The sequence below is a fragment of the Salmonella sp. SSDFZ54 genome, assembly GCF_004010735.1.
Classification (GTDB): domain Bacteria; phylum Pseudomonadota; class Gammaproteobacteria; order Enterobacterales; family Enterobacteriaceae; genus Salmonella; species Salmonella enterica.
On record NZ_CP034819.1, the window covers coordinates 3,788,351 to 3,808,022 of the forward strand.

Consider the following 19,672-nt stretch of genomic DNA (forward strand, 5'->3'; position numbering starts at 1 on the left):
TAAAGGTTTTTTTAGAAAAAAGAAAGGATCTGCTGGATAACGTTTTTAGTTAAAAACGAAGATCGCAGATCCTTTCCTGTTTCCGGGAGACTTTTCCATGAACGTGAACAAAAAAAAACTGGCTGAAATTTTTGGTTGTGACGTCAGAACTGTCACAGCCTGGCAAAGCCAGGGGCTGCCACTTGTTTCCGGAGGAGGAAAAGGTAACGAAGCAGTGTTCGACACCGCGGCAGCGATTTCATGGTACGCGGAGCGTGATGCGTCTATTGAAAATGAAAAGCTGCGTAAAGAGGTTGATGATTTACGTGCCGCTGCGGAATCAGATCTTAATCCCGGCACCATCGACTATGAGCGCTACCGCCTGACAAAAGCCCAGGCGGATGCGCAGGAACTTAAAAATGCTGAGCGCGAAGGGCTGGTTCTTGAGACCGAACTGTTCACCTACATCCTGCAACGGGTGGCTCAGGAAATAGCAGGGATACTGTCAAGGGTACCGCTGGTATTACAGCGCAAATATCCTGATCTGTGCCAGTCGCACATCGATGTGGTCAGAACGGAAATCGCCAGGGCGTCAGGCAGGGCCGCCACGATAGCGGATGTGGAGAAGTGGACCGATGATTTCCGGAGAGCGCAGGGCGAATAATGCCAACAGAGCCATAACTAACGGGCTGATAGCGCTTCATATTCCCGTACCGCTTACCACCGTGCAGTGGGCTGATAAGTATTACTATCTGCCAAAAGAGTCCTCCTACACCCCCGGCAAATGGGAAACGCTGCCGTTTCAGGTAGCGATAATGAACGCGATGGGGTATGAACTGATCCGCGTTGTAAACCTCATTAAGTCTGCCCGCGTGGGCTATACCAAAATGTTGCTGGGGGTGGAAGGCTATTTCATAGAGCACAAGTCGCGCAACAGCCTGCTGTTCCAGCCGACCGACTCATCCGCTGAGGATTTTATGAAATCCCACGTGGAGCCGACTATCAGGGATGTTCCTGTATTGCTGGAGCTGGCCCCCTGGTTCGGGCGTAAACATCGTGATAACACGCTCACCCTGAAACGCTTTTCTTCCGGTGTCGGGTTCTGGTGCCTCGGCGGTGCAGCAGCCAAAAACTACCGTGAAAAATCGGTGGATGTGGTCTGCTATGACGAATTGTCATCTTTTGAGCCGGATGTCGAGAAAGAAGGTTCGCCGACGCTGCTGGGGGATAAACGTATTGAAGGTTCTGTCTGGCCTAAATCCATTCGGGGCTCCACACCAAAAGTCAAAGGGTCATGCCAGATTGAAAAGGCGGCAAATGAATCGGCGCATTTTATGCGTTTTCATGTACCGTGTCCGCACTGTGGCGAAGAACAGTACCTTAAATTCGGTGATGGCAGTACGCCGTTCGGTCTGAAATGGGAGAAAAGCAAGCCGGAGACGGTGTATTACCTTTGTGAACATAATGGATGCGTGATCCGTCAATCGGAACTTGATCAGAAAGCAGGCCGCTGGATTTGCGATAACACAGGCATGTGGACACGCGATGGACTGGCTTATTTCAGCGCGTCCGGTGAGGAGGTTCCGCCGCCACGATCCATTACCTTTCATATCTGGACGGCTTACAGTCCCTTTACCACCTGGATACAGATTATTTATGACTGGCTGGATGCGCTGAAAGATCCAAATGGTGTGAAAACCTTTATAAACACCACGTTGGGCGAGCCTTATGAAGAGGCGGTGGCCGAAAAACTCAGCCATGAGCTTTTGCTGGAAAAAGTGATTCATTATGCGGCGCCGGTTCCGGAGCGGGTGGTGTATCTGACCGCTGGTATCGACTCCCAGCGTAACCGTTATGAAATGTATGTCTGGGGCTGGGCGCCGGGCGAAGAGGCTTTCCTTATTGATAAGCAAATTATCATGGGACGGCATGATGATGAAGATACCCTGCAGCGTGTGGATGCCGTCATTAATAAAAAATATCGTCATGCTGACGGGACGGATATTTCCATTTCCCGTATCTGCTGGGATATCGGCGGTATCGATGCAGAAATCGTCTATAAACGCTCAAAAAAACACGGCATTTTCCGCGTGCTGCCTGTCAAAGGGGCCTCCGTTTACGGAAAACCCGTTATTACCATGCCTAAAAAACGCAACCAGAGCGGGGTATTCCTGTGCGAAATCGGTACTGATACTGCCAAAGAAATGCTTTACGCCAGAATGGGGGCGGTTACTGCGCCTGCCGACGAAGCCACGCCTTATGCGATCCGCTTTCCGGATAATCCGGATGTTTTTACGGAGGTGGAAGCGAAGCAACTGGTAGCCGAAGAGCTGGTGGAGAAACTGGTTAACGGAAAATTCCGGCTGTTATGGGATGCCAAAGGACGTCGTAACGAAGCGCTGGATTGTCTTGTCTATGCCAGTGCAGCGTTACGGGTGTCTGTGCAGCGCTGGCAACTGGATCTGGAGGCGCTGGCGACATCAAGGAAAAGCGAAGAGCAGGATACCCCGACACTTGAACAACTGGCCGCAATGCTGGCAGGAGGAGTTAATGGCAACAATCACTGAGCTACAGGAAGCCCGCGTCGCGCTGCATGACCTGATGACGGGAAAACGGGTGGCGACGGTTCAGAAAGACGGGCGACGGGTTGAATTTACCGCGACATCGGTAGGGGATCTGAAAAAATATGTCGCGGAACTTGAGGCGTCACTGTGCAATGGTCGCCGCCGGGCACCTGTGGGGGTGAGACTGTGAAGCGCACCCCGGTTCTGGTGGATGTTCACGGCACGCCGCTGCGGGAAAGTCTGGGATACACCGGCGGGGGGATCGGTTTCGGCGGACAGATGGCTGACTGGATGCCCCCGGCGGAAAGCGTGGATGCCGCGCTGCTGCCTTCGTTGCGCCTCGGCAATGCGCGGGCTGATGATCTGGTCCGTAATAATGGTATTGCAGCAAATGCGGTGGCGCTGCACAAGGATCATATTGTCGGACACCTGTTTCTTATCAGCTATCGTCCAAACTGGCGCTATCTTGGTATGCGTGAGAGCGCAGCGAAGAGTTTTGTGGATGAGGTTGAAGCTGCATGGACAGAATATTGCGATGGTATTTTTGGCGAAATGGATGCCGAGGGGAAGCGTACTTTTACAGAGTTCATCCGTGAAGGCGTGGGCGTTCACGCCTTTAATGGTGAAATTTTTCTCCAGCCTGTCTGGGACGCTGAAACCACGCAGGTTTTCCGTACCCGATTCAAGGCTGTCAGTCCGAAACGGGTGGACACGCCGGGGTATGCCCGCGGAAACCGCCAGCTTCGCGCAGGAGTGGAAACGGACCGGAATGGAAAAGCCCTCGCCTATCATGTCTGTGATGATGACTGGCCGGTGGCTGGTGGGGAACGCTGGACCCGTATTCCTCGTTTTCTGCCGTCCGGACGACCCGCGATGTTACATATTTTCGAGCCGGTTGAGGACGGACAGACGCGCGGTGCCAATCAGTTTTACAGTGTGATGGAGCGGCTGAAGATGCTTGATACCCTGCAGGCAACGCAGCTTCAGTCCGCGATTGTCAAAGCCATGTACGCCGCCACGATCGAAAGCGAACTCGATTCCGAGAAAGCCTTTGAATACATCACGGCGGCAGATAACAAAGATACGCCCCTTGTTAACATGCTGGCAAATTATGCCCGCTATTACAGTACCAACAGTATCAAACTGGGCGGTGTAAAAATTCCCCACCTGTACCCGGGTGATGAGCTGAATCTGCAGACTGCGCAGGATTCCGATAATGGCTTTTCAGCGCTGGAGCAGGCGCTGCTCCGGTATATTGCCGCCGGGCTGGGGGTCTCTTATGAGCAGCTTTCGCGTGATTATTCTCAGGTCAGCTATTCCAGCGCCCGCGCATCTGCCAATGAGTCCTGGCGCTATTTCCTGGGGCGGCGCCGGTTCATTGCCGGACGGCTGGCGACACAAATGTTTTCCTGCTGGCTGGAGGAGGCGCTGATACGGGGAGTTATCCGGGCACCCCGGGCCAGGTTTTCCTTCTGGGAGGCCCGATCCAGCTGGAGCCGCTCGGAGTGGATTGGTGCCGGACGTATGGCGATTGACGGACTCAAGGAGGTTCAGGAATCCGTGATGCGTATTGAGGCCGGGCTGAGTACCTATGAAAAAGAACTCGCCATTATGGGCGAGGATTACCAGGAGATATTCCGCCAGCAGGTCAGGGAATCCGAAGAACGGCGGGCAGCCGGACTTTCGCGTCCGGTATGGATCACTGATACCTATCAACAACAGATCGCGGCGAGCCGTCAGACGGAGGAGGAAAAGCGTGCAACGTAATCTCCCGCACATCATCAGCCAGGCAACCAGTGCTCCGTTGCTGCTTGAACCCGCCTATGCGCGGGTTTTCTTTTGCGCGCTGGGCAGGGAGTCAGGCATTAACAGCCTGCACATTCCCGGTAATAACGAAAGTCTGGATCAGTCGGATATGGCACTGGTCACAGGCGATTTTATGGCGACCGGAAAGCCGCAGGCACGTTTTTATCAGGTAGTGAACGGTATTGCGGTATTACCCGTGACCGGAACACTGGTTCATAAACTCGGCGGAATGCGTCCCTTTTCAGGGATGACCGGATATGACGGTGTCACTGCCCGGCTACAACAGGCGGTTTCAGATCCGGAGGTAAAAGGCATTCTGCTGGATATTGACAGTCCCGGCGGTCAGGCTGCCGGGGCGTTTGACTGTGCTGACATGATTTACCGGATGCGCGAACAGAAACCTGTCTGGGCACTGGCAAATGAAACAGCCTGTTCGGCGGCCATGTTGCTGGCGGCAGCCTGTTCGCACCGCCTTGTGACCCAGACGTCCAGAATGGGATCAATTGGTGTGGTGATGGCGCATACCAGCTACGCCGAAAAACTGAAACAGGAAGGGATCGATATCACCCTTATCTATTCTGGCGCACACAAGGCTGATCTGACGCCCAGCCAGAAATTACCGGAAAGCGTCCATGCCGACTACCAGCAGCGAATGGACGAGGCCAGAAAGATGTTTGCAGAAAAAGTGGCCCGGTACACGGGGTTGTCTGTCGATGCGGTAATGGCGACGGAGGCGGCAGTGTATGACGGGCAGGCCATTATCACTACCGGACTGGCAGATGGAATGGTGAATGCTGCTGACGCCATCGGCGTGATGGCAGAAGCTATCAACAGTAACAAGACAGGAGGCACTATGCCTGAATTAAGTGCAGCTGACGCTGTCACGCAGGAAAACCAGCGCGTAATGGGAATTCTGGGTTGCCCGGAGGCCAGGGGGCATGAGGCACTGGCACAGATGCTGGCCGGGCAGCCGGGAATGAGCGTTGCTCAGGCGAAGTCTATTCTGGCTGCCGCCGCGCCGACGGACACGACCAGCACCGCTGACCGTATCCTTGCCCTGGAAGAAGCTGGTGGTCGGGAAACACTCGCACAGACACTGGCGGCCATGCCAGAGATGACGGTGGAACAGGCCAGAACCATTCTGGCAGCATCGCCGATCGCTGCGGCAACGTCACTTCATGATGCCGTGATGGCGCTTGATGAGGCGAAAGGCCGTGAAGAGTTGGCGGAAAAACTGGCTGTCATGCCTGGTATGACCACAGATCAGGCCCGTGACCTGCTGGCTGCCGCGCCGGACAAATCCGGTAATGCGGGGCTGAGCATGAACAACGCATTTGATGCTTTCATGCAGTCTCATTCCCCGGGCCCCATATCCGGCGGCAAAGGCCACAGTAATGATACCGAAACGACGTTGTTGATGAGTATTCCCGGTACTTCAGCCACCTGATAAGGAGACAGTATGTCATTTACCACCACTATTGAGAAACGTGCGGATAACCGCATTTTCGCCGGTAACGATCCGGCACATACCGCAACGGGAGTCAGCGGTATAACGGCGGCCACACCGATGCTGACGCCCCTGATGCTGGATGATACCACCGGGAAACTGGTGGCCTGGGACGGGCAGAAGGCCGGAACGGCAGTCGGGGTTCTGGCCCTTGAGCTGGACGGGTCGGAAAACCTGCTGACGTACTGGAAGAGCGGCACCTTTGCCACAGAATCACTGGCATGGCCGAAGAGTGTGGATGCCATTAAGCAGGCAAATGCATTCGCCGGAAGCGCCGTCAGTCACGCCGCTTTACCGTAATAAGAAGGCCGCGAAGCGGCCTTTATCGTATTTAACGTCCGGAGGACACCATTTATGGGATTGTTTACCACCCGCCAGTTGCTGGGTTATACCGAGCAGAAAGTTAAATTTAACCCACTCTTCCTGAGCCTGTTTTTTCGCCGTACTGTGACATTTCCTACCCAGGAAGTCATGCTGGACAAAATTACCGGAAAAACACCGATTGCCGCTTATGTATCTCCGGTGGTAGGAGGGAAGGTTCTGCGTAACCGCGGCGGGGAAACGCGCGTACTGCGTCCGGGGTATGTCAAACCGAAGCATGAAGTTAACTATGCGCAGGTTGTTGAGCGTCTGCCGGGTGAAGACCCGGCCAGGCTTAACGATCCGGCCTACCGTCGTCTGCGCATTCTGACCGATAACCTGAAGCAGGAAGAGAAGGCCATCGTCCAGGTGGAGGAGATGCAGGCCGTCAGTGCGGTGCTGAACGGGAAATACACCATGCAGGGCGAGCAGTTTGACACCGTGGAGGTGGATTTTGGTCGCTCAGCCGGGAATAACATTATTCAGGCCACAGGTAAAAAATGGTCAGAGCAGGACAGGGAAACCTTTGACCCGACTTATGATCTGGATATGTACTGCGACCAGGCATCCGGTCTGATCAATATTGCCGTGATGGACGGGAAAGTCTGGCGTCTGCTGAACGGTTTTAAGCTGTTCCGTGAAAAACTGGATACACGCCGCGGTTCAAATTCTCAGCTGGAAACGGCGGTGAAGGACCTTGGGGCTGTGGTGTCGTTCAAGGGGTATTACGGAGATTTGGCCATTGTGGTGGCTAAAACATCCTATGTTGCTGATAACGGGACCGAAAAGCGTTACCTGCCTGAAGGGACTCTGGTTCTGGGAAATACGGCGGCAGAAGGTATCCGCTGCTATGGTGCCATTCAGGATTCACAGGCGCTCGCGGAGGGTATTGTTGCCGCCACCCGTTATCCCAAACACTGGCTGACGGTGGGGGACCCGGCGAATGAATATACCATGACGCAGTCTGCGCCGCTGATGGTCCTGCCGGACCCGGATGAGTTTGTCATTGTCACTGTCGGTTAAGCATCCCAAAAGGCCTGATTCAGGCCTTTATTGTTACAAATTGCGGGAGGATCTTTTATGGCAACAAAAGAAGAGAATATACAGCGTCTGCGGGAGCTTGCGACGCGGCTTGGTCGTGATCCGGATGTGTCCGGGAGCGCCGCTGAACTCAGCCAGCGTGTCATGGAATGGGAAGAGGAAGCGGAGGCGGAGGCGGAGCATTTGCCTGCTGTGGAAAATGACAGTGATGAATCCATAGTGCCGCCCGGGATCGGGCAAAGATCCGAACGGGTACTTATCAGGGCGCTTCGTACACTACACATCTGCGCCATCGATCCGGACAGTAACCGGGAACTGGATATGGTTATGGCGGGAAACCCGGCGCGTATTTCGCAACACGATGTGGACGAGCTGATTGCTGCAGGACTTATTATTGAACTGTAAGGGTGGCGATATGTCGCAGTCCGAAAACCTGTTTGATACCGCGATTTCTCAGGCTGATGATGCCATCCTCCGGGTGATGGGAACGGTAGCAACAATAACCTCCGGCGTTCTGGCAGGGGCCACGCTTACGGGCGTATTTGACGATCCTGAAAGTGTGTCGTATGCCGCCGGAGGTGTCCGGATTGAGGGGGACAAGCCTACATTTTTTGTCAAAACATCCCTGACAGTCCATCTGAAGCGCCCGGACACACTAACCATTCTCGGTGACACCTTCTGGGTGGATCGCATCACTCCGGCTGGTGGAGACAGCAGTATTATTCTGCTGGGCAGGGGGGAGCCGCCGACGGATAACCGGCGCAGGACGGGAGGAATGTTTGAAAGGGCTTGAAAATGCGATCCGGAATCTGAACAGCCTTGACCGGCAGATGGTTCCCCGGGCCAGTATCTGGGCTGTGAATCGCGTGGCGCAGAAAGCTGTTTCAGTGGCAACCCGTAAGGTGGCGCGGGAGACTGTCGCCGGAGATAACCAGGTAAGAGGACTTCCGCTGAAGCTGGTTCGCCAGAGGGTGAGGTTATTTAAAGCCGGTACAGACGGTAAACGCTCTGCCCGGATACGGATTAACCGGGGAAACCTTCCCGCCATAAAGTTGGGCGCTGCACAGGTCAGGATGAGCAAACGGAGGGGAAAACTGCTGTATCGTGGAAGTGTGCTGAAAATCGGGCCATATCTGTTCCGGGATGCCTTTATTCAGCAACTGGCTAACGGACGCTGGCATGTTATGCGACGCGTTAACGGGAAAAACCGTTATCCAATTGATGTAGTGAAAATTCCTCTTTCCGGACCATTGACTCAGGCATTCGAAAGCGCCACACAAAGCTTGATTGACGAGGAAATACCGAAGCAACTGGGGTATGCCCTGAAACAACAACTGAGGCTTTATCTTTCACGATGAGCAAACACACATTAATCCGCCGGGCCGTTCTGGAAAAGCTGGAATCCGTGACTGGCGCACCTGTCACTCTTTTTGATGGACTTCCTGCTTTCGTAGAACAGGAAGATTTACCCGCAATAGCTGTCTGGCTGACAGACGCACAGTATACAGGCCTTATGACCGATGAGGATGACTGGCAGGCTACTCTCCATACGGCAGTTTTTCTGAGGGCTCAGGCTCCTGATACAGAGCTTGATATCTGGATGGAAGAAAAAATATTTCCTGCGCTGGAAGAGGTTAGTGGTCTGGAGCGCCTTATCGATACCATGACCCCGCTGGGTTATGACTACCAGCGTGACAGCGAAATGGCAACGTGGGGGATGGCAGAAATTACTTACCGGATCACCTATACCAACTGAGGAGGATATGATGGGAACACCAAACCCACTGGTAAAAACGAAAGGCGCCGGAACCACATTCTGGCTGTATACCGGCAGCGGCGATGCGTTTAAAAATCCACTGGCTGATGATGACTGGCTGCGACTGGCAGGTATTAAGGATCTGCAGCCCGGAGAAATGAGTGCAGATGCGGAAGACGATGACTATCTTGATGATGAAAATGCCGACTGGAAAAGCACTACGCAGGGGCAGAAAAGCGTCGGTGACACCACGGCCACGCTGGCCTGGAAACCCGGTGAGGCCGGACAGAAAAAACTGGTTGAGCTGTTTGACACCGGCGAAGTTCGCGCCTTCCGTATCAGGTATCCTAACGGGACGGTTGATGTGTTCCGCGGCTGGCTGAGTTCACTGGGTAAAACCGTGACGTCCAAAGAGGTGATGACACGCAGCGTAAAAATCACCGGCGTCGGGCGTCCTTCTCTTGCGGAGGAGGATACACCTGACGTAGTCAGCGTATCCGGCGTGACCGTTGCGCCGGCCAGTGCCACGGTGGCTGCCGGAGCCACCACCACGCTGACATTTACGGTAAAACCTGATAACGCGTCAGATAAAACGCTGCAGGTTGCGACCGCCGATCCGCTGATCGCCACCGTCACGCTGAAGGATAATGTGGCCACGGTTAAAGGCGTGAAGGCGGGCAGCGTGAATATTGTTGGTATCAGCAGTGACGGCAGTCTTGTCGCGGTGGCAGCAGTGACAGTGACGGCGTCATAACCCTCTCTTATCAGTCCGCCCCGGTTCCGGGGCTTCTATGGAAAATCATCATGTTTCTCAATACAGACACCTTTAACTACGGTGGGCATTCCATCGTGCTCAGTGAGCTTTCTGCCCTGCAACGTGTGGATTATCTGAAGTTTATTCAGCAGCGGACGGCAGACTATGACGCACAGCCTGAAACCCTGACGGAAGCAGAGCGTCAGACAGAATTTATGCAGATGGGGGTGGATATTAATGCATGGCTGGTATCCCGCTCCCTGTGTGAAAGCAAAAAAGAGGAGGAGGCCCGCGCCCTGTATGAGTCCGTCAGACTGGAATGGTCTTATGAGGCGCTGGGACGTGGCGCTGATATGGTTCTGTCCCTGAGTGGTATGCGTCTTCCGGCATCGCAGGAAGACGACAGCGGGAGTGAAAAGGACACGACCACGCCGGAAAAGTCCTGAACCGGGAGCTGGCGTTTGTGATGCGGCTCGCGCGTGAGTTCCGGCGACCAGACTGGCGGCAGATGCTGGCGGAAATGAGTGCGACAGAGCTGGGTGAGTGGGCGGAGCATTTCGGGAAGAACAGCTTCAGTGACATGTTGCTGGATGCGGAGTTTGCAACGCTGAAATCGCTGATTTCCGGACTGGTTACAGGCACGCATCACGATGCAGAAATGTTCAGCCTGATCACTGATCCTGAGTCGTTGCACGAAAAAACGGATGATGAACTGATGATCCTGGGCGAAGGTATTACCGGAGGTGTCCGCTATGGACCAGATAGCGAACCTGGTCATTGATTTAAGTATCGACAGCGCAGAGTTCCGAAACGAAGTTCCGCGCATTAAAAAATTGCTGAACGATGCGGCTGGTGACTCAGAACGTTCAGCGGCCCGGATGCAGCGTTTTCTGGATAAGCAGACGGAGGCGACGCGCCGGACGTCCGCCAGTCTGGAGCAAGTGACTGCCAGCAGTACCGCGTACAGTTCCGCTGTGGAGAAAAGCGCAGCGGCCAGTACGCGTCTGGCGGCGGATGTGGATCAGACGCGACAGCGGGTGGAGGCACTGGGAAGGAAACTGCGTGAGGAACAGGCGCAGTCAGCGGCTGTGGCGGCAGCACAGGACAGGACAAGTGCTGCTTTTTACCGCCAGATTGACAGTGTAAAACAGTTAAGCGGTGGTCTGCAGGAGCTGCAGCGTATCCAGGCGCAGGTACGACAGGCGAAAGGACGCGGAGATATCTCACAGGGCGATTATCTGGCGCTGGTGTCTGAAACCGCCAGGAAGACCCGTGAGCTTACCGATGCCGAAGCGCTGGCCACGCAGAAAAAAGCACAGTTTATACGCCGCCTGAAAGAGCAGACGACGGTACAGGGCCTCTCCCGTACCGAGCTGCTGCGGGTGAAGGCGGCTGAACTGGGTGTCAGCAGCGCCGCAGATATTTATATCCGTAAACTGGAGCGTACCGGAACTGCCACCCATACGCTAGGACTGAAAAGCGCTGCTGCCCGTCGTGAACTGGGCGTGCTGGCTGGTGAGCTGGCCCGTGGGAATTTCGGGGCACTGCGGGGAAGTGGTATTACGCTCGCTAACCGCGCCGGGTGGATCGAGCAACTGATGTCTCCGAAGGGCATGATGCTCGGCGGGCTGGCTGGCGGCGTGGCTGCTGCTGTTTACGGGCTGGGCAAGGCCTACTATGAAGGCGCTAAGGAAAGCGAGACGTTCAATAAACAGCTTATTCTGACCGGGAGTTATGCCGGAAAAACCACAGGCCAGCTTAATGCGATGGCGAAGTCGCTCGCCGGAAATGGCGTCACGCAGCACGACGCTGCAGGCGTGCTGGCACAGGTGGTCGGTAGCGGAGCGTTTACCGGGCAGGCAGTGGCAATGGTATCCCGTACCGCGACCAGAATGCAGGAAAACGTTGGACAATCAGTGGATGAAACCATCCGCCAGTTTAAACGCCTGCGGGATGATCCGGTGAATGCGGCGAAAGAACTGGACAGGACACTGCATTTTCTGACCTCCACCCAGCTTGAACAAATCAGGGTACTGGGCGAGCAGGGAAGAGTGGCTGATGCCGCGAAAATTGCCATGTCCGCGTATTCGGAAGAAATGAATAAGCGGATGGGAGACGTACACGACAATCTGGGCTGGATTGAAAGAGCATGGAATGCTGTCGGTGATGCGGCGAAGTGGGCATGGGATCGGATGCTGGATATCGGGCGGGAAGATACGCTCGATGAAAAGATCGCGACACTGCAGGAAAAAATCGCGCGCGGCAGAAAAACGCCCTGGACGGTGTCTTCCTCCCAGACTGAATACGATCAGCAGCAGCTGAACGAACTTAAGGAACAGAAACGCCAGAAGGACCTGCTGGATGCGAAGGCGCAGGCAGAGCGTAATTATCAGGAAACGCAGAAACGTCGGAACGAGCAGAATGCCGCGCTGAACCGGGATAATGAAACTGAATCCCTGCGGCACCAACGGGAGGTGGCGCGCATTACCGCCATGCAGTATGCCGATGCTGCTGTACGCAATGCCGCACTGGAGCGCGAAAATGAACGTCATAAAAAGGCGTTGTCACAACAGGCGAAAAAGCCAAAGACTTACCACAACGACGAGGCCAGGCGACTGCTTTTGCAGTACAGCCAGCAACAGGCGCAGACTGAAGGGCAGCTTGCCGCCGCGAAGCTTTCCACGACCGAAAAAATGACGGAAGCGCATAAGCAGCTTTTGTCATTTCAGCAGCGCATCGCTGATTTGTCCGGTAAAAAACTGACGGCGGATGAACAAAGCGTACTGGCACATAAGGATGAAATCGCGCTTGCGCTACAGAAGCTGGATATCTCACAACAGGATTTGCAACACCAGAATGCCCTTAATGAACTGAAGAAAAAGACGCTCACATTGACCAGCCAGCTCGCTGACGAAGAATCCCGCGTCAGGCAACAGCACGCAATGGCGCTGGCCACAATGGGTATGGGCGATCAGCAACGTGGCCGATACGAAGAGCGTCTGAAAATTCAGCAGCACTACCAGGAACAACTGGAGCAGCTTAAACGCGACAGCAAGGCAAAAGGGACATACGGTTCTGACGAATATCGTCAGGCGGAGCAGGCGCTGAAGGGCAGTCTCGATCGCCGGCTGGCTGAGTGGGCGGATTACAATGCGAAAGTTGACGCTGCGCAGGGAGACTGGACGCTGGGGGCGTCGCGGGCGCTGGATAACTTTCTGGCGCAGGGCGGCAATGTGGCAGGCATGACGGAGAACGTTTTCACAAACGCATTTAACGGCATGGCGGACAGTATCGCGAATTTTGCCGTGACCGGAAAGGGCAGTTTCCGGAGCCTGACGGTCTCCATCCTGGCTGACCTTGCAAAAATGGAGGCACGTATTGCGGCTTCTAAACTGTTGGGTTCAGTGCTGGCAATGTTCGGCTTTGGCACATCGGCAGGCGGCAGTACACCATCAGGGGCATACAGTTCTGCGGCGCTGTCGGTTATTCCGAATGCGGACGGCGGCGTGTACCGTTCGGCAGGACTCAGCCAGTACAGCGGCAGCATTGTTAATCGCCCGACATTTTTTGCTTTTGCCAAAGGTGCCGGGGTGATGGGCGAGGCAGGACCGGAGGCAATATTACCACTTCGTCGTGGTGCTGACGGTAAGCTGGGTGTCGTGGCAGCCGGTTCAGGAGGGATGGCGATGTTTGCGCCTGAGTACAACATTGAAATCCACAACGACGCCGGCAACGGACAGATTGGTCCGCAGGCATTACAGGCCGTATATAACATTGGAAAAAAAGCCGCCATTGATTTCTGGCAACAGCAGTCGCGTGACGGGGGTATTGCTGGAGGAGGGCGATAACAATGGAAACATTTAACTGGAAGATCCGCCCTGATATGACAGTGGAATCAGAACCAAAAGTCACCTCCATAAAACTGGGTGACGGGTATGAACAACGGCGTCCAGCCGGGCTGAACAACCATCTGGCGAAGTATAACGTAACGGTCCGGATTCGTAAGGGAGAACATCAGAATCTTGAGGCATTTTTATCCCGCCACGGTGGAGTGAAATCCTTTCTCTGGACACCGCCTTATACCTGGACACAAATTCGGGTGATTTGCCGCAAATGGTCGATTAGCGTTGGCTCTCTTTGGGTGACTGTGACCACGACTTTTGAACAGGTTGTTATCTGAGGAGGAGTGATGCAGGACATTTCGCAGGATACGCTGAACGAAGCCGCTAAACTGGCGCAGTCCGCCAGGATCACTTTGTGGGAAATCGATCTGACACAGTCTGGCGGTGATCGTTATTTTTTTTGTAACGAGGCGAATGAAAAGGGGGAGGCGGTTACCTGGCAGGGACAGAAATATGATGTTTATCCTGTAGAGGGTAGCGGATTTGAAATGAACGGCAAAGGCGCAGCTGCGCGCCCGTCACTGAAGGTATCCAATCTTTACGGTATGGTGACCGGAATGGTGGAGGATTTGCATAGCCTGGTTGGAGCGACGGTCATCCGCAGGATAGTGTATGCCCGGTTTCTCGATGCCGTTAATTTTCAAAGCGGCAACCAGGAGGCCGACCCGGAGCAGGAGTCTGTAAGCCGCTGGGTGATCGAGCAGTGCAGTGATCTGACGGCGGTAAGTGCGACATTTGTCCTGGCAACACCGACTGAAACAGACGGATGTGTCTTCCCCGGGAGGATTATGCTGGCCAATACCTGTACATGGATATACCGCTCTGACGAATGCGGCTATACGGGACCAGCTGTCGCGGATGAATTTGATAACCCTACCGCCGATCCGGCAAAAGATGCCTGCAGCCGCTGCGCCCGGGGATGCGCCCTGCGTAACAATACCGGAAACTTTGGCGGTTTCCTCTCCATTAATAAACTTTCACAGTAAATCTTCATGAAAGAACAGGATATTCTGGCGCACGCCCGACGGTGTGCGCCTGCGGAGTCGTGTGGCTTCGTGGTGAGAACACAGGCGGGAGAACGGTATCTCCCCTGTGTGAATATTTCTGCCGCGCCGGAGGATTATTTCCGTATGGCGCCGGAGGACTGGCTGAGGGCTGAAACGCAGGGGGATATTGTGGCGCTGGTTCACAGCCATCCTGGCGGCCAGCCGTATCTGAGCGATGTGGACCGCAGGCTGCAGGTTCAAAGCGACCTGCCGTGGTGGCTGGTATGCGCCGACCAGGTACATAAATTCCGCTGTGTGCCACACCTGACCGGACGACAGTTTAAACATGGGGTTTTTGACTGTTACACGCTGTTCCGTGATGCCTATCATCTGGCGGGGATTGATATGCCGGATTTTCACCGGGACGACGACTGGTGGCGGCATGGTGACAATCTCTATCTGGATAATCTGGAGACGACGGGATTTTACCGTGTCAGCGCAGCCAGTGCGCAGCCCGGCGACGTGCTGATTTGCTGCTTTGGCTCCTCCGTTCCGAACCACGCAGCGATTTACTGCGGCGACGGAGAGCTGCTGCACCATATTCCTGAACAACTGAGTAAACGTGAGAGGTATACCGACAAATGGCAACGACGCACGCACTCCATCTGGCGACACCGGGCATGGCGCGAATTTGCCTTTACGGGGATCTGCAACGATTTTGCCGCCGCGTCAGCCTGCAGGTAGCCAGTGGTGCTGAAGCTGTCCGGGCACTGGCGGTACAGTTGCCCGGTCTCCGGCAGAAACTGAACGACGGCTGGTATCAGGTACGCATAGCCGGAGACGATGTTACGGCTGATACCCTGACAACCAGCCTGCATGACCCGCTGCCGCCTGGCGCGGTGATTCATATTGTGCCGCGTCTGGCCGGGGCCAAATCTGGCGGGGTGTTTCAGGCGGTGCTTGGTGCGGCGCTGATTGCCGTTGCCTGGTGGAACCCGGCAGGCTGGCTGGGAGCGGCGGCGGTATCCGGCATGTATATGACCGGGGCGTCGATGATTCTGGGCGGTATGGCGCAGATGCTGGCACCAAAACCCAAAATGTCCGAAATGAGGCAGACCGATAACGGCAGGCAGAACACGTATTTCTCGTCGCTGGATAATATGGTTGCCAACGGTAACATGTTGCCGGTGCTGTACGGCGAGATGCAGGTGGGGTCACGCGTGATTTCCCAGGAAGTCAGTACCGCTGATGAAGGAGATGGTGGTCAGGTTGTGGTGATTGGCCGCTGACAACAGAACAGATTCAGACAGAACCGCCTCCGGGCGGTTTTGTCGTTTTACGGGGTAATAAATGGGAAAGGGCGGCGGAAAAGGGCATACGCCCCGCGAGGCACCGGATAACCTTAAATCCACGCAGCTGCTGAGCGTCATCGATGCCATCAGCGAGGGACCGATAGAAGGCCCGGTGAACGGTCTGCACAGTGTTCTGGTAAACCAGACGCCGGTGGTGGACCGCGACGGTAACACGAATATCCACGGCGTGAAGGTGGTATACCGCGTCGGTGAGCAGGAACAGACCCCGCTGGAGGGATTTGAATCGTCCGGCGCCGAGACGGTGCTTGGTGTACAGGTCAAATACGACAATCCGGTGACCAGAACCATCACGGCTGCAAATATTGACCGCCTGCGTTTTACGTTCGGCGTGCAGTCACTGGTGGAGGCCAACAGCAAGGGCGACCGCAATCCGACATCGGTCAGGCTGCAAATCCATCTTGAGCGCTATGGTCAGTGGGTGGTGGAAAAAGAGATTACGATTACCGGGAAAACAACCACACAGTATCTGGCCTCGGTGATAGTGGATAATCTCCCTCCCCGGCCATTTGGTATCCGGATGGTACGAGTGACGGCAGACAGTACCACTGACCAGTTACAGAACAACACGGTCTGGTCGTCGTATACCGAGATTATTGATGTCCGGCAGCGCTATCCCAACACCGCCGTAATTGGCCTGCAGGTGGAGTCTGAGCAGTTCGGCAGCCAGCAGGTGACGCGAAATTACCATTTTTTCGGGCGGATTATTCATGTGCCGTCGAATTACGATCCGGTAGCGCGAACCTACAGCGGCATCTGGGACGGCACGTTCAAGCCTGCATACAGCAATAATCCGGCGTGGTGTCTCTGGGATGTGCTGACACATCCCCGTTATGGCATGGGACAGCGAATCGGCGCGGCGGACGTGGACAGGTGGGCGCTGTATGCAATAGGCCAGTACTGCGACCAGATGGTCCCTGACGGATTCGGCGGGACAGAGCCGCGTATGACCTTTAATGCGTATCTGGCACAGCAGCGTAAGGCGTGGGATGTGCTGACCGACTTCTGCTCCGCCATGCGTTGTATGCCGGTGTGGAACGGGCAGATGATGACCTTCGTGCAGGACAGGCCCTCGGATACAGTCTGGACCTATACCCGCAGCAATGTGGTAATGCCGGATGAGGGCACACCGTTCCGTTACAGCTTCAGTGCGCGGAAGGACCGCCATAATGCGGTAGAGGTGAACTGGATCGACCCTGATAATGGCTGGCAGACATCCACGGAACTGGTGGAAGACACGGTCGCCATCAGTCACTACGGACGCAATCTGGTAAAAATGGATGCGTTTGGCTGTACCAGTCGCGGGCAGGCGCACCGCGCCGGGCTGTGGCTGATAAAAACGGAGCTGCTGGAAACCCAGACGGTTGATTTTAGTGTGGGTGCGGAGGGGCTGCGCCACGTTCCCGGTGATGTGATTGAGGTTTGCGACGAGGATTATGCCGGCATCAGCCTGGGCGGGCGGATTCTGTCCGTTGACCGCGCCCGCCGCATTCTGACCCTTGACAGGGAGATTACCCTGCCGTCGTCCGGCACCACGCTGATAAGCCTGATGGATGGCGAAGGCTTGCCGGTCAGCGTGGACGTGCAGTCTGTTACCGACGGTGTGCAGGTTCAGGTCAGCCGGATACCGGACGGCGTGGCGGAATACAGCGTCTGGGGGCTGAAACTGCCGTCGCTGCGCCAGCGTCTCTTCCGGTGTGTGGCTGTCCGGGAAAACGACGACGGAACGTATGCCATCACCGCCGTACAGCATGTGCCGGAAAAAGAGTCCATCGTGGACAACGGGGCATCATTCGATCCGCAACCCGGAACGATTCACGGCACCGTTCCCCCGGCGATACAGCATCTGACCACAGAAATTCTGGCGGAGGAGGGACAGTATCAGGTACTGGCGCGCTGGGACACACCGCGAGTCGTTAAGGGCGCCTCGTTTTCTTTGCGCCTGAACGTGGCGGCGGAAGATGGCAGTGACCGGCTGGTAAGCAGCGCAGGAACGCCGGATACGCAGTACCGGTTCCGGGGGCTGACGCCGGGGCGCTACACCCTGTCCGTCAGGGCGGTGAACAGCCAGGGACAACAGGGAGACCCGGCCAGCACACAGTTCAGCATCTCCGCGCCGGCGGCACCATCATTTATCGAACTCACCCCTGGCTATTTCCAGATTACAGCCACACCGCGTCAGGCGGTATACGACCCGACGGTGCAGTATGAGTTCTGGTTTTCAGACGCGCAGATTACGGATATCCATCAGGTGGAAAACGCCGCACGATATCTGGGAAAGGCGCTGTACTGGATAGCGGCCAGTGTGAATATCAGGCCCGGCAGGGATTACTATTTTTATATCCGGGCGGTAAATCAGGTCGGTAAATCCGCATTCGTGGAGGCGACCGGGCAGGCCAGCAACGATGCCGCAGGCTATCTGGATTTTTTCAAAGGGCAGATAACTGAAAGTCACCTGGGTAAGGAACTGCTGGAGAAGGTGGAACTGACGGAGGATAACGCCAGCAAACTGCAGCAGTTTTCGAAGGAGTGGCAGGATGCTAACGATAAATGGAACGCCATGTGGGGCATCAAAATAGAGCAGACCAAAGACGGCAAATATTATGTGGCCGGACTTGGACTGAGCATGGAAGACATGCCTGACGGGAAGATAAGCCAGTTCCTGGTGGCGGCGGATCGCATTGCTTATATTAACCCGGCAAACGGAAACGAGACGCCCGGATTCGTCATGCAGGGCGACCAGATAATCATGAATGAGGCGTTCCTGAAATATCTGAGCGCGCCGACCATTACCAGTGGCGGGAATCCTCCGGCATTTTCCCTGACGCCGGATGGAAAGCTGACTGCGAAAAATGCGGATATCAGCGGGCATATCAACGCTGTATCTGGCTCGTTTACGGGAGAAATCAATGCCACCTCCGGTAAGTTTTCTGGCGTGATAGAAGCGAGAGAGTTTGTCGGTGATATCTGCGGCTCAAAAGTCATGCAGGGCGTGAGCATCAGGGCGACGAACGACGAACGCAGCACCTCAACACGGTATACCGACAGCGCCACCTATCAGATAGGGAAAACCATCACGGTGATGGCTAACTGTGAGCGTAACGGTGGCTCCGGTGCCATCACCGTCACGATAAATATTAACGGACAGGTGAAAACGGCGGAGGTTATGCCGTATACCGCAGGGATTCCGGCCATGTATCAGACCGTTGTCTTTTCGGTCTACACCACTTCACCTGTCGTGGATATCAGCGTCTCTCTGAGGGTCCGTGGGCAGTACACCACTGAAGCTTCTGTCTGGCCGCTGGTGATGGTTTCCCGTTCTGGGAGCAACTTCACAAACTGACCGGATTTCCGGTCCCTTTCGTTTAACAAGGAACAGATATGACTATGTCGCGCGTAATTTCTCTGGCGGCAGGGCTTTCCCTGTCCGTTTTATTTTCCACTGCTGCCGTTGCCGATAACGGAAGAGGAAGCGGCAACAGCAATATTGAAAACCAGACCCGGATTTATACCGGCACCGACCGTGGGCAGAAACAGCACCGTGAGGCAAAGGGAAAAACAATCACGCGGAGCGTCCAGTGTTCTCTGCCGGCATATTTACGTGACCCGGATAATCAGTGCTGAGATGTGAATAAATCTGAAGCCTG

Annotated in this window: 21 protein-coding genes; all 21 read left to right on the top strand. The window is 55.2% G+C overall.

Translation table 11 applies throughout. From position 1 onward, the window contains the following. Positions 1–97 precede the first annotated feature (97 nt). The gene (locus EOS97_RS18645) at positions 98–643 is read left to right on the top strand and encodes a terminase small subunit (protein WP_001102153.1); all 546 of its coding nucleotides are present in this window, start codon (positions 98–100) and stop codon (positions 641–643) included. Then, positions 615–2,546: a phage terminase large subunit family protein gene (locus EOS97_RS18650; protein ID WP_000623092.1), complete on the top strand. Its 1,932-nt coding sequence runs from the start codon at positions 615–617 to the stop codon at positions 2,544–2,546. The genes EOS97_RS18645 and EOS97_RS18650 overlap by 29 nt, the downstream gene beginning before the upstream one ends. Further along, entirely contained in the window at positions 2,530–2,733 is a 204-nt protein-coding gene (locus EOS97_RS18655) for a phage head-tail joining protein (RefSeq protein WP_000201415.1), read from the top strand. Before EOS97_RS18650 ends, EOS97_RS18655 begins: the two co-directional genes overlap by 17 nt. After that, the gene (locus EOS97_RS18660) at positions 2,730–4,310 is read left to right on the top strand and encodes a phage portal protein (protein ID WP_000831821.1); all 1,581 of its coding nucleotides are present in this window, start codon (positions 2,730–2,732) and stop codon (positions 4,308–4,310) included. Before EOS97_RS18655 ends, EOS97_RS18660 begins: the two co-directional genes overlap by 4 nt. Then, positions 4,300–5,796: a S49 family peptidase gene (locus EOS97_RS18665; protein WP_001189498.1), complete on the top strand. Its 1,497-nt coding sequence runs from the start codon at positions 4,300–4,302 to the stop codon at positions 5,794–5,796. Before EOS97_RS18660 ends, EOS97_RS18665 begins: the two co-directional genes overlap by 11 nt. Positions 5,797–5,808: 12 nt before the next feature. Further along, positions 5,809–6,156 carry a head decoration protein gene (locus EOS97_RS18670; RefSeq protein ID WP_000011260.1) on the top strand — a complete coding sequence of 116 codons (348 nt, stop codon included), beginning with the start codon at positions 5,809–5,811 and terminating at the stop codon, positions 6,154–6,156. Between the two features lie 54 nt (positions 6,157–6,210). Then, complete coding sequence (locus EOS97_RS18675) at positions 6,211–7,239, top strand: major capsid protein (RefSeq protein ID WP_000522566.1); 1,029 nt, start codon at positions 6,211–6,213, stop codon at positions 7,237–7,239. 57 nt (positions 7,240–7,296) lie between these two features. Continuing rightward, positions 7,297–7,662: a DNA-packaging protein FI gene (locus EOS97_RS18680; RefSeq protein ID WP_000201485.1), complete on the top strand. Its 366-nt coding sequence runs from the start codon at positions 7,297–7,299 to the stop codon at positions 7,660–7,662. Between the two features lie 10 nt (positions 7,663–7,672). Beyond that, positions 7,673–8,050 carry a head-tail joining protein gene (locus EOS97_RS18685; RefSeq protein WP_000083293.1) on the top strand — a complete coding sequence of 126 codons (378 nt, stop codon included), beginning with the start codon at positions 7,673–7,675 and terminating at the stop codon, positions 8,048–8,050. Continuing rightward, positions 8,037–8,615 carry a phage tail protein gene (locus EOS97_RS18690; RefSeq protein WP_000677089.1) on the top strand — a complete coding sequence of 193 codons (579 nt, stop codon included), beginning with the start codon at positions 8,037–8,039 and terminating at the stop codon, positions 8,613–8,615. The genes EOS97_RS18685 and EOS97_RS18690 overlap by 14 nt, the downstream gene beginning before the upstream one ends. Then, on the top strand, positions 8,612–9,013 hold the full coding sequence (locus EOS97_RS18695) for a phage minor tail U family protein (RefSeq protein ID WP_000033885.1): 402 nt from the start codon (positions 8,612–8,614) through the stop codon (positions 9,011–9,013). Before EOS97_RS18690 ends, EOS97_RS18695 begins: the two co-directional genes overlap by 4 nt. Positions 9,014–9,020: 7 nt before the next feature. Further along, a complete protein-coding gene (locus tag EOS97_RS18700) occupies positions 9,021–9,767 on the top strand; it encodes a phage tail tube protein (RefSeq protein ID WP_000971953.1) in 747 nt (248 codons plus the stop codon). Between the two features lie 50 nt (positions 9,768–9,817). Next, positions 9,818–10,213 carry a phage tail assembly chaperone G gene (gene gpG, locus EOS97_RS18705; RefSeq protein ID WP_000479607.1) on the top strand — a complete coding sequence of 132 codons (396 nt, stop codon included), beginning with the start codon at positions 9,818–9,820 and terminating at the stop codon, positions 10,211–10,213. Beyond that, positions 10,210–10,548, top strand: a complete 339-nt coding sequence (locus EOS97_RS18710) for a phage tail assembly protein T (protein ID WP_010989052.1) — start codon at positions 10,210–10,212, stop codon at positions 10,546–10,548. The genes gpG and EOS97_RS18710 overlap by 4 nt, the downstream gene beginning before the upstream one ends. Beyond that, positions 10,520–13,615, top strand: coding sequence for a phage tail tape measure protein (locus tag EOS97_RS18715; RefSeq protein WP_000372075.1), 3,096 nt, complete (start codon positions 10,520–10,522; stop codon positions 13,613–13,615). The genes EOS97_RS18710 and EOS97_RS18715 overlap by 29 nt, the downstream gene beginning before the upstream one ends. A gap of 2 nt (positions 13,616–13,617) precedes the next feature. Continuing rightward, positions 13,618–13,947 (top strand): phage tail protein, encoded by a 330-nt coding sequence (locus tag EOS97_RS18720; protein WP_000447370.1) that lies wholly within the window; start codon positions 13,618–13,620, stop codon positions 13,945–13,947. Positions 13,948–13,956: 9 nt separating this feature from the next. Next, positions 13,957–14,655, top strand: a complete 699-nt coding sequence (locus EOS97_RS18725) for a phage minor tail protein L (RefSeq protein ID WP_001152686.1) — start codon at positions 13,957–13,959, stop codon at positions 14,653–14,655. A 6-nt stretch (positions 14,656–14,661) separates the two neighbouring features. Next, positions 14,662–15,399 carry a C40 family peptidase gene (locus EOS97_RS18730; protein ID WP_000662738.1) on the top strand — a complete coding sequence of 246 codons (738 nt, stop codon included), beginning with the start codon at positions 14,662–14,664 and terminating at the stop codon, positions 15,397–15,399. Then, on the top strand, positions 15,297–15,944 hold the full coding sequence (locus tag EOS97_RS18735) for a tail assembly protein (protein ID WP_001750110.1): 648 nt from the start codon (positions 15,297–15,299) through the stop codon (positions 15,942–15,944). The genes EOS97_RS18730 and EOS97_RS18735 overlap by 103 nt, the downstream gene beginning before the upstream one ends. A gap of 61 nt (positions 15,945–16,005) precedes the next feature. Beyond that, on the top strand, positions 16,006–19,368 hold the full coding sequence (locus tag EOS97_RS18740; RefSeq protein WP_000514902.1) for a host specificity protein J: 3,363 nt from the start codon (positions 16,006–16,008) through the stop codon (positions 19,366–19,368). A 38-nt stretch (positions 19,369–19,406) separates the two neighbouring features. Beyond that, positions 19,407–19,649, top strand: coding sequence for a hypothetical protein (locus EOS97_RS18745; RefSeq protein WP_000178849.1), 243 nt, complete (start codon positions 19,407–19,409; stop codon positions 19,647–19,649). The last annotated feature ends 23 nt before the right edge of the window (positions 19,650–19,672 follow it).

Coding starts and splice junctions, on each gene's coding strand:
- EOS97_RS18720 (WP_000447370.1), top strand. CDS start 13,618: ATGGAAACATTTAACTGGAAGATCCGCCCTGATATGACAGTGGAATCA.
- EOS97_RS18655 (WP_000201415.1), top strand. CDS start 2,530: ATGGCAACAATCACTGAGCTACAGGAAGCCCGCGTCGCGCTGCATGAC.
- gpG (WP_000479607.1), top strand. CDS start 9,818: ATGTTTCTCAATACAGACACCTTTAACTACGGTGGGCATTCCATCGTG.
- EOS97_RS18675 (WP_000522566.1), top strand. CDS start 6,211: ATGGGATTGTTTACCACCCGCCAGTTGCTGGGTTATACCGAGCAGAAA.
- EOS97_RS18740 (WP_000514902.1), top strand. CDS start 16,006: ATGGGAAAGGGCGGCGGAAAAGGGCATACGCCCCGCGAGGCACCGGAT.
- EOS97_RS18670 (WP_000011260.1), top strand. CDS start 5,809: ATGTCATTTACCACCACTATTGAGAAACGTGCGGATAACCGCATTTTC.
- EOS97_RS18715 (WP_000372075.1), top strand. CDS start 10,520: ATGGACCAGATAGCGAACCTGGTCATTGATTTAAGTATCGACAGCGCA.
- EOS97_RS18680 (WP_000201485.1), top strand. CDS start 7,297: ATGGCAACAAAAGAAGAGAATATACAGCGTCTGCGGGAGCTTGCGACG.
- EOS97_RS18685 (WP_000083293.1), top strand. CDS start 7,673: ATGTCGCAGTCCGAAAACCTGTTTGATACCGCGATTTCTCAGGCTGAT.
- EOS97_RS18735 (WP_001750110.1), top strand. CDS start 15,297: ATGGCAACGACGCACGCACTCCATCTGGCGACACCGGGCATGGCGCGA.
- EOS97_RS18650 (WP_000623092.1), top strand. CDS start 615: ATGATTTCCGGAGAGCGCAGGGCGAATAATGCCAACAGAGCCATAACT.
- EOS97_RS18700 (WP_000971953.1), top strand. CDS start 9,021: ATGATGGGAACACCAAACCCACTGGTAAAAACGAAAGGCGCCGGAACC.
- EOS97_RS18645 (WP_001102153.1), top strand. CDS start 98: ATGAACGTGAACAAAAAAAAACTGGCTGAAATTTTTGGTTGTGACGTC.
- EOS97_RS18730 (WP_000662738.1), top strand. CDS start 14,662: ATGAAAGAACAGGATATTCTGGCGCACGCCCGACGGTGTGCGCCTGCG.
- EOS97_RS18725 (WP_001152686.1), top strand. CDS start 13,957: ATGCAGGACATTTCGCAGGATACGCTGAACGAAGCCGCTAAACTGGCG.
- EOS97_RS18695 (WP_000033885.1), top strand. CDS start 8,612: ATGAGCAAACACACATTAATCCGCCGGGCCGTTCTGGAAAAGCTGGAA.
- EOS97_RS18745 (WP_000178849.1), top strand. CDS start 19,407: ATGACTATGTCGCGCGTAATTTCTCTGGCGGCAGGGCTTTCCCTGTCC.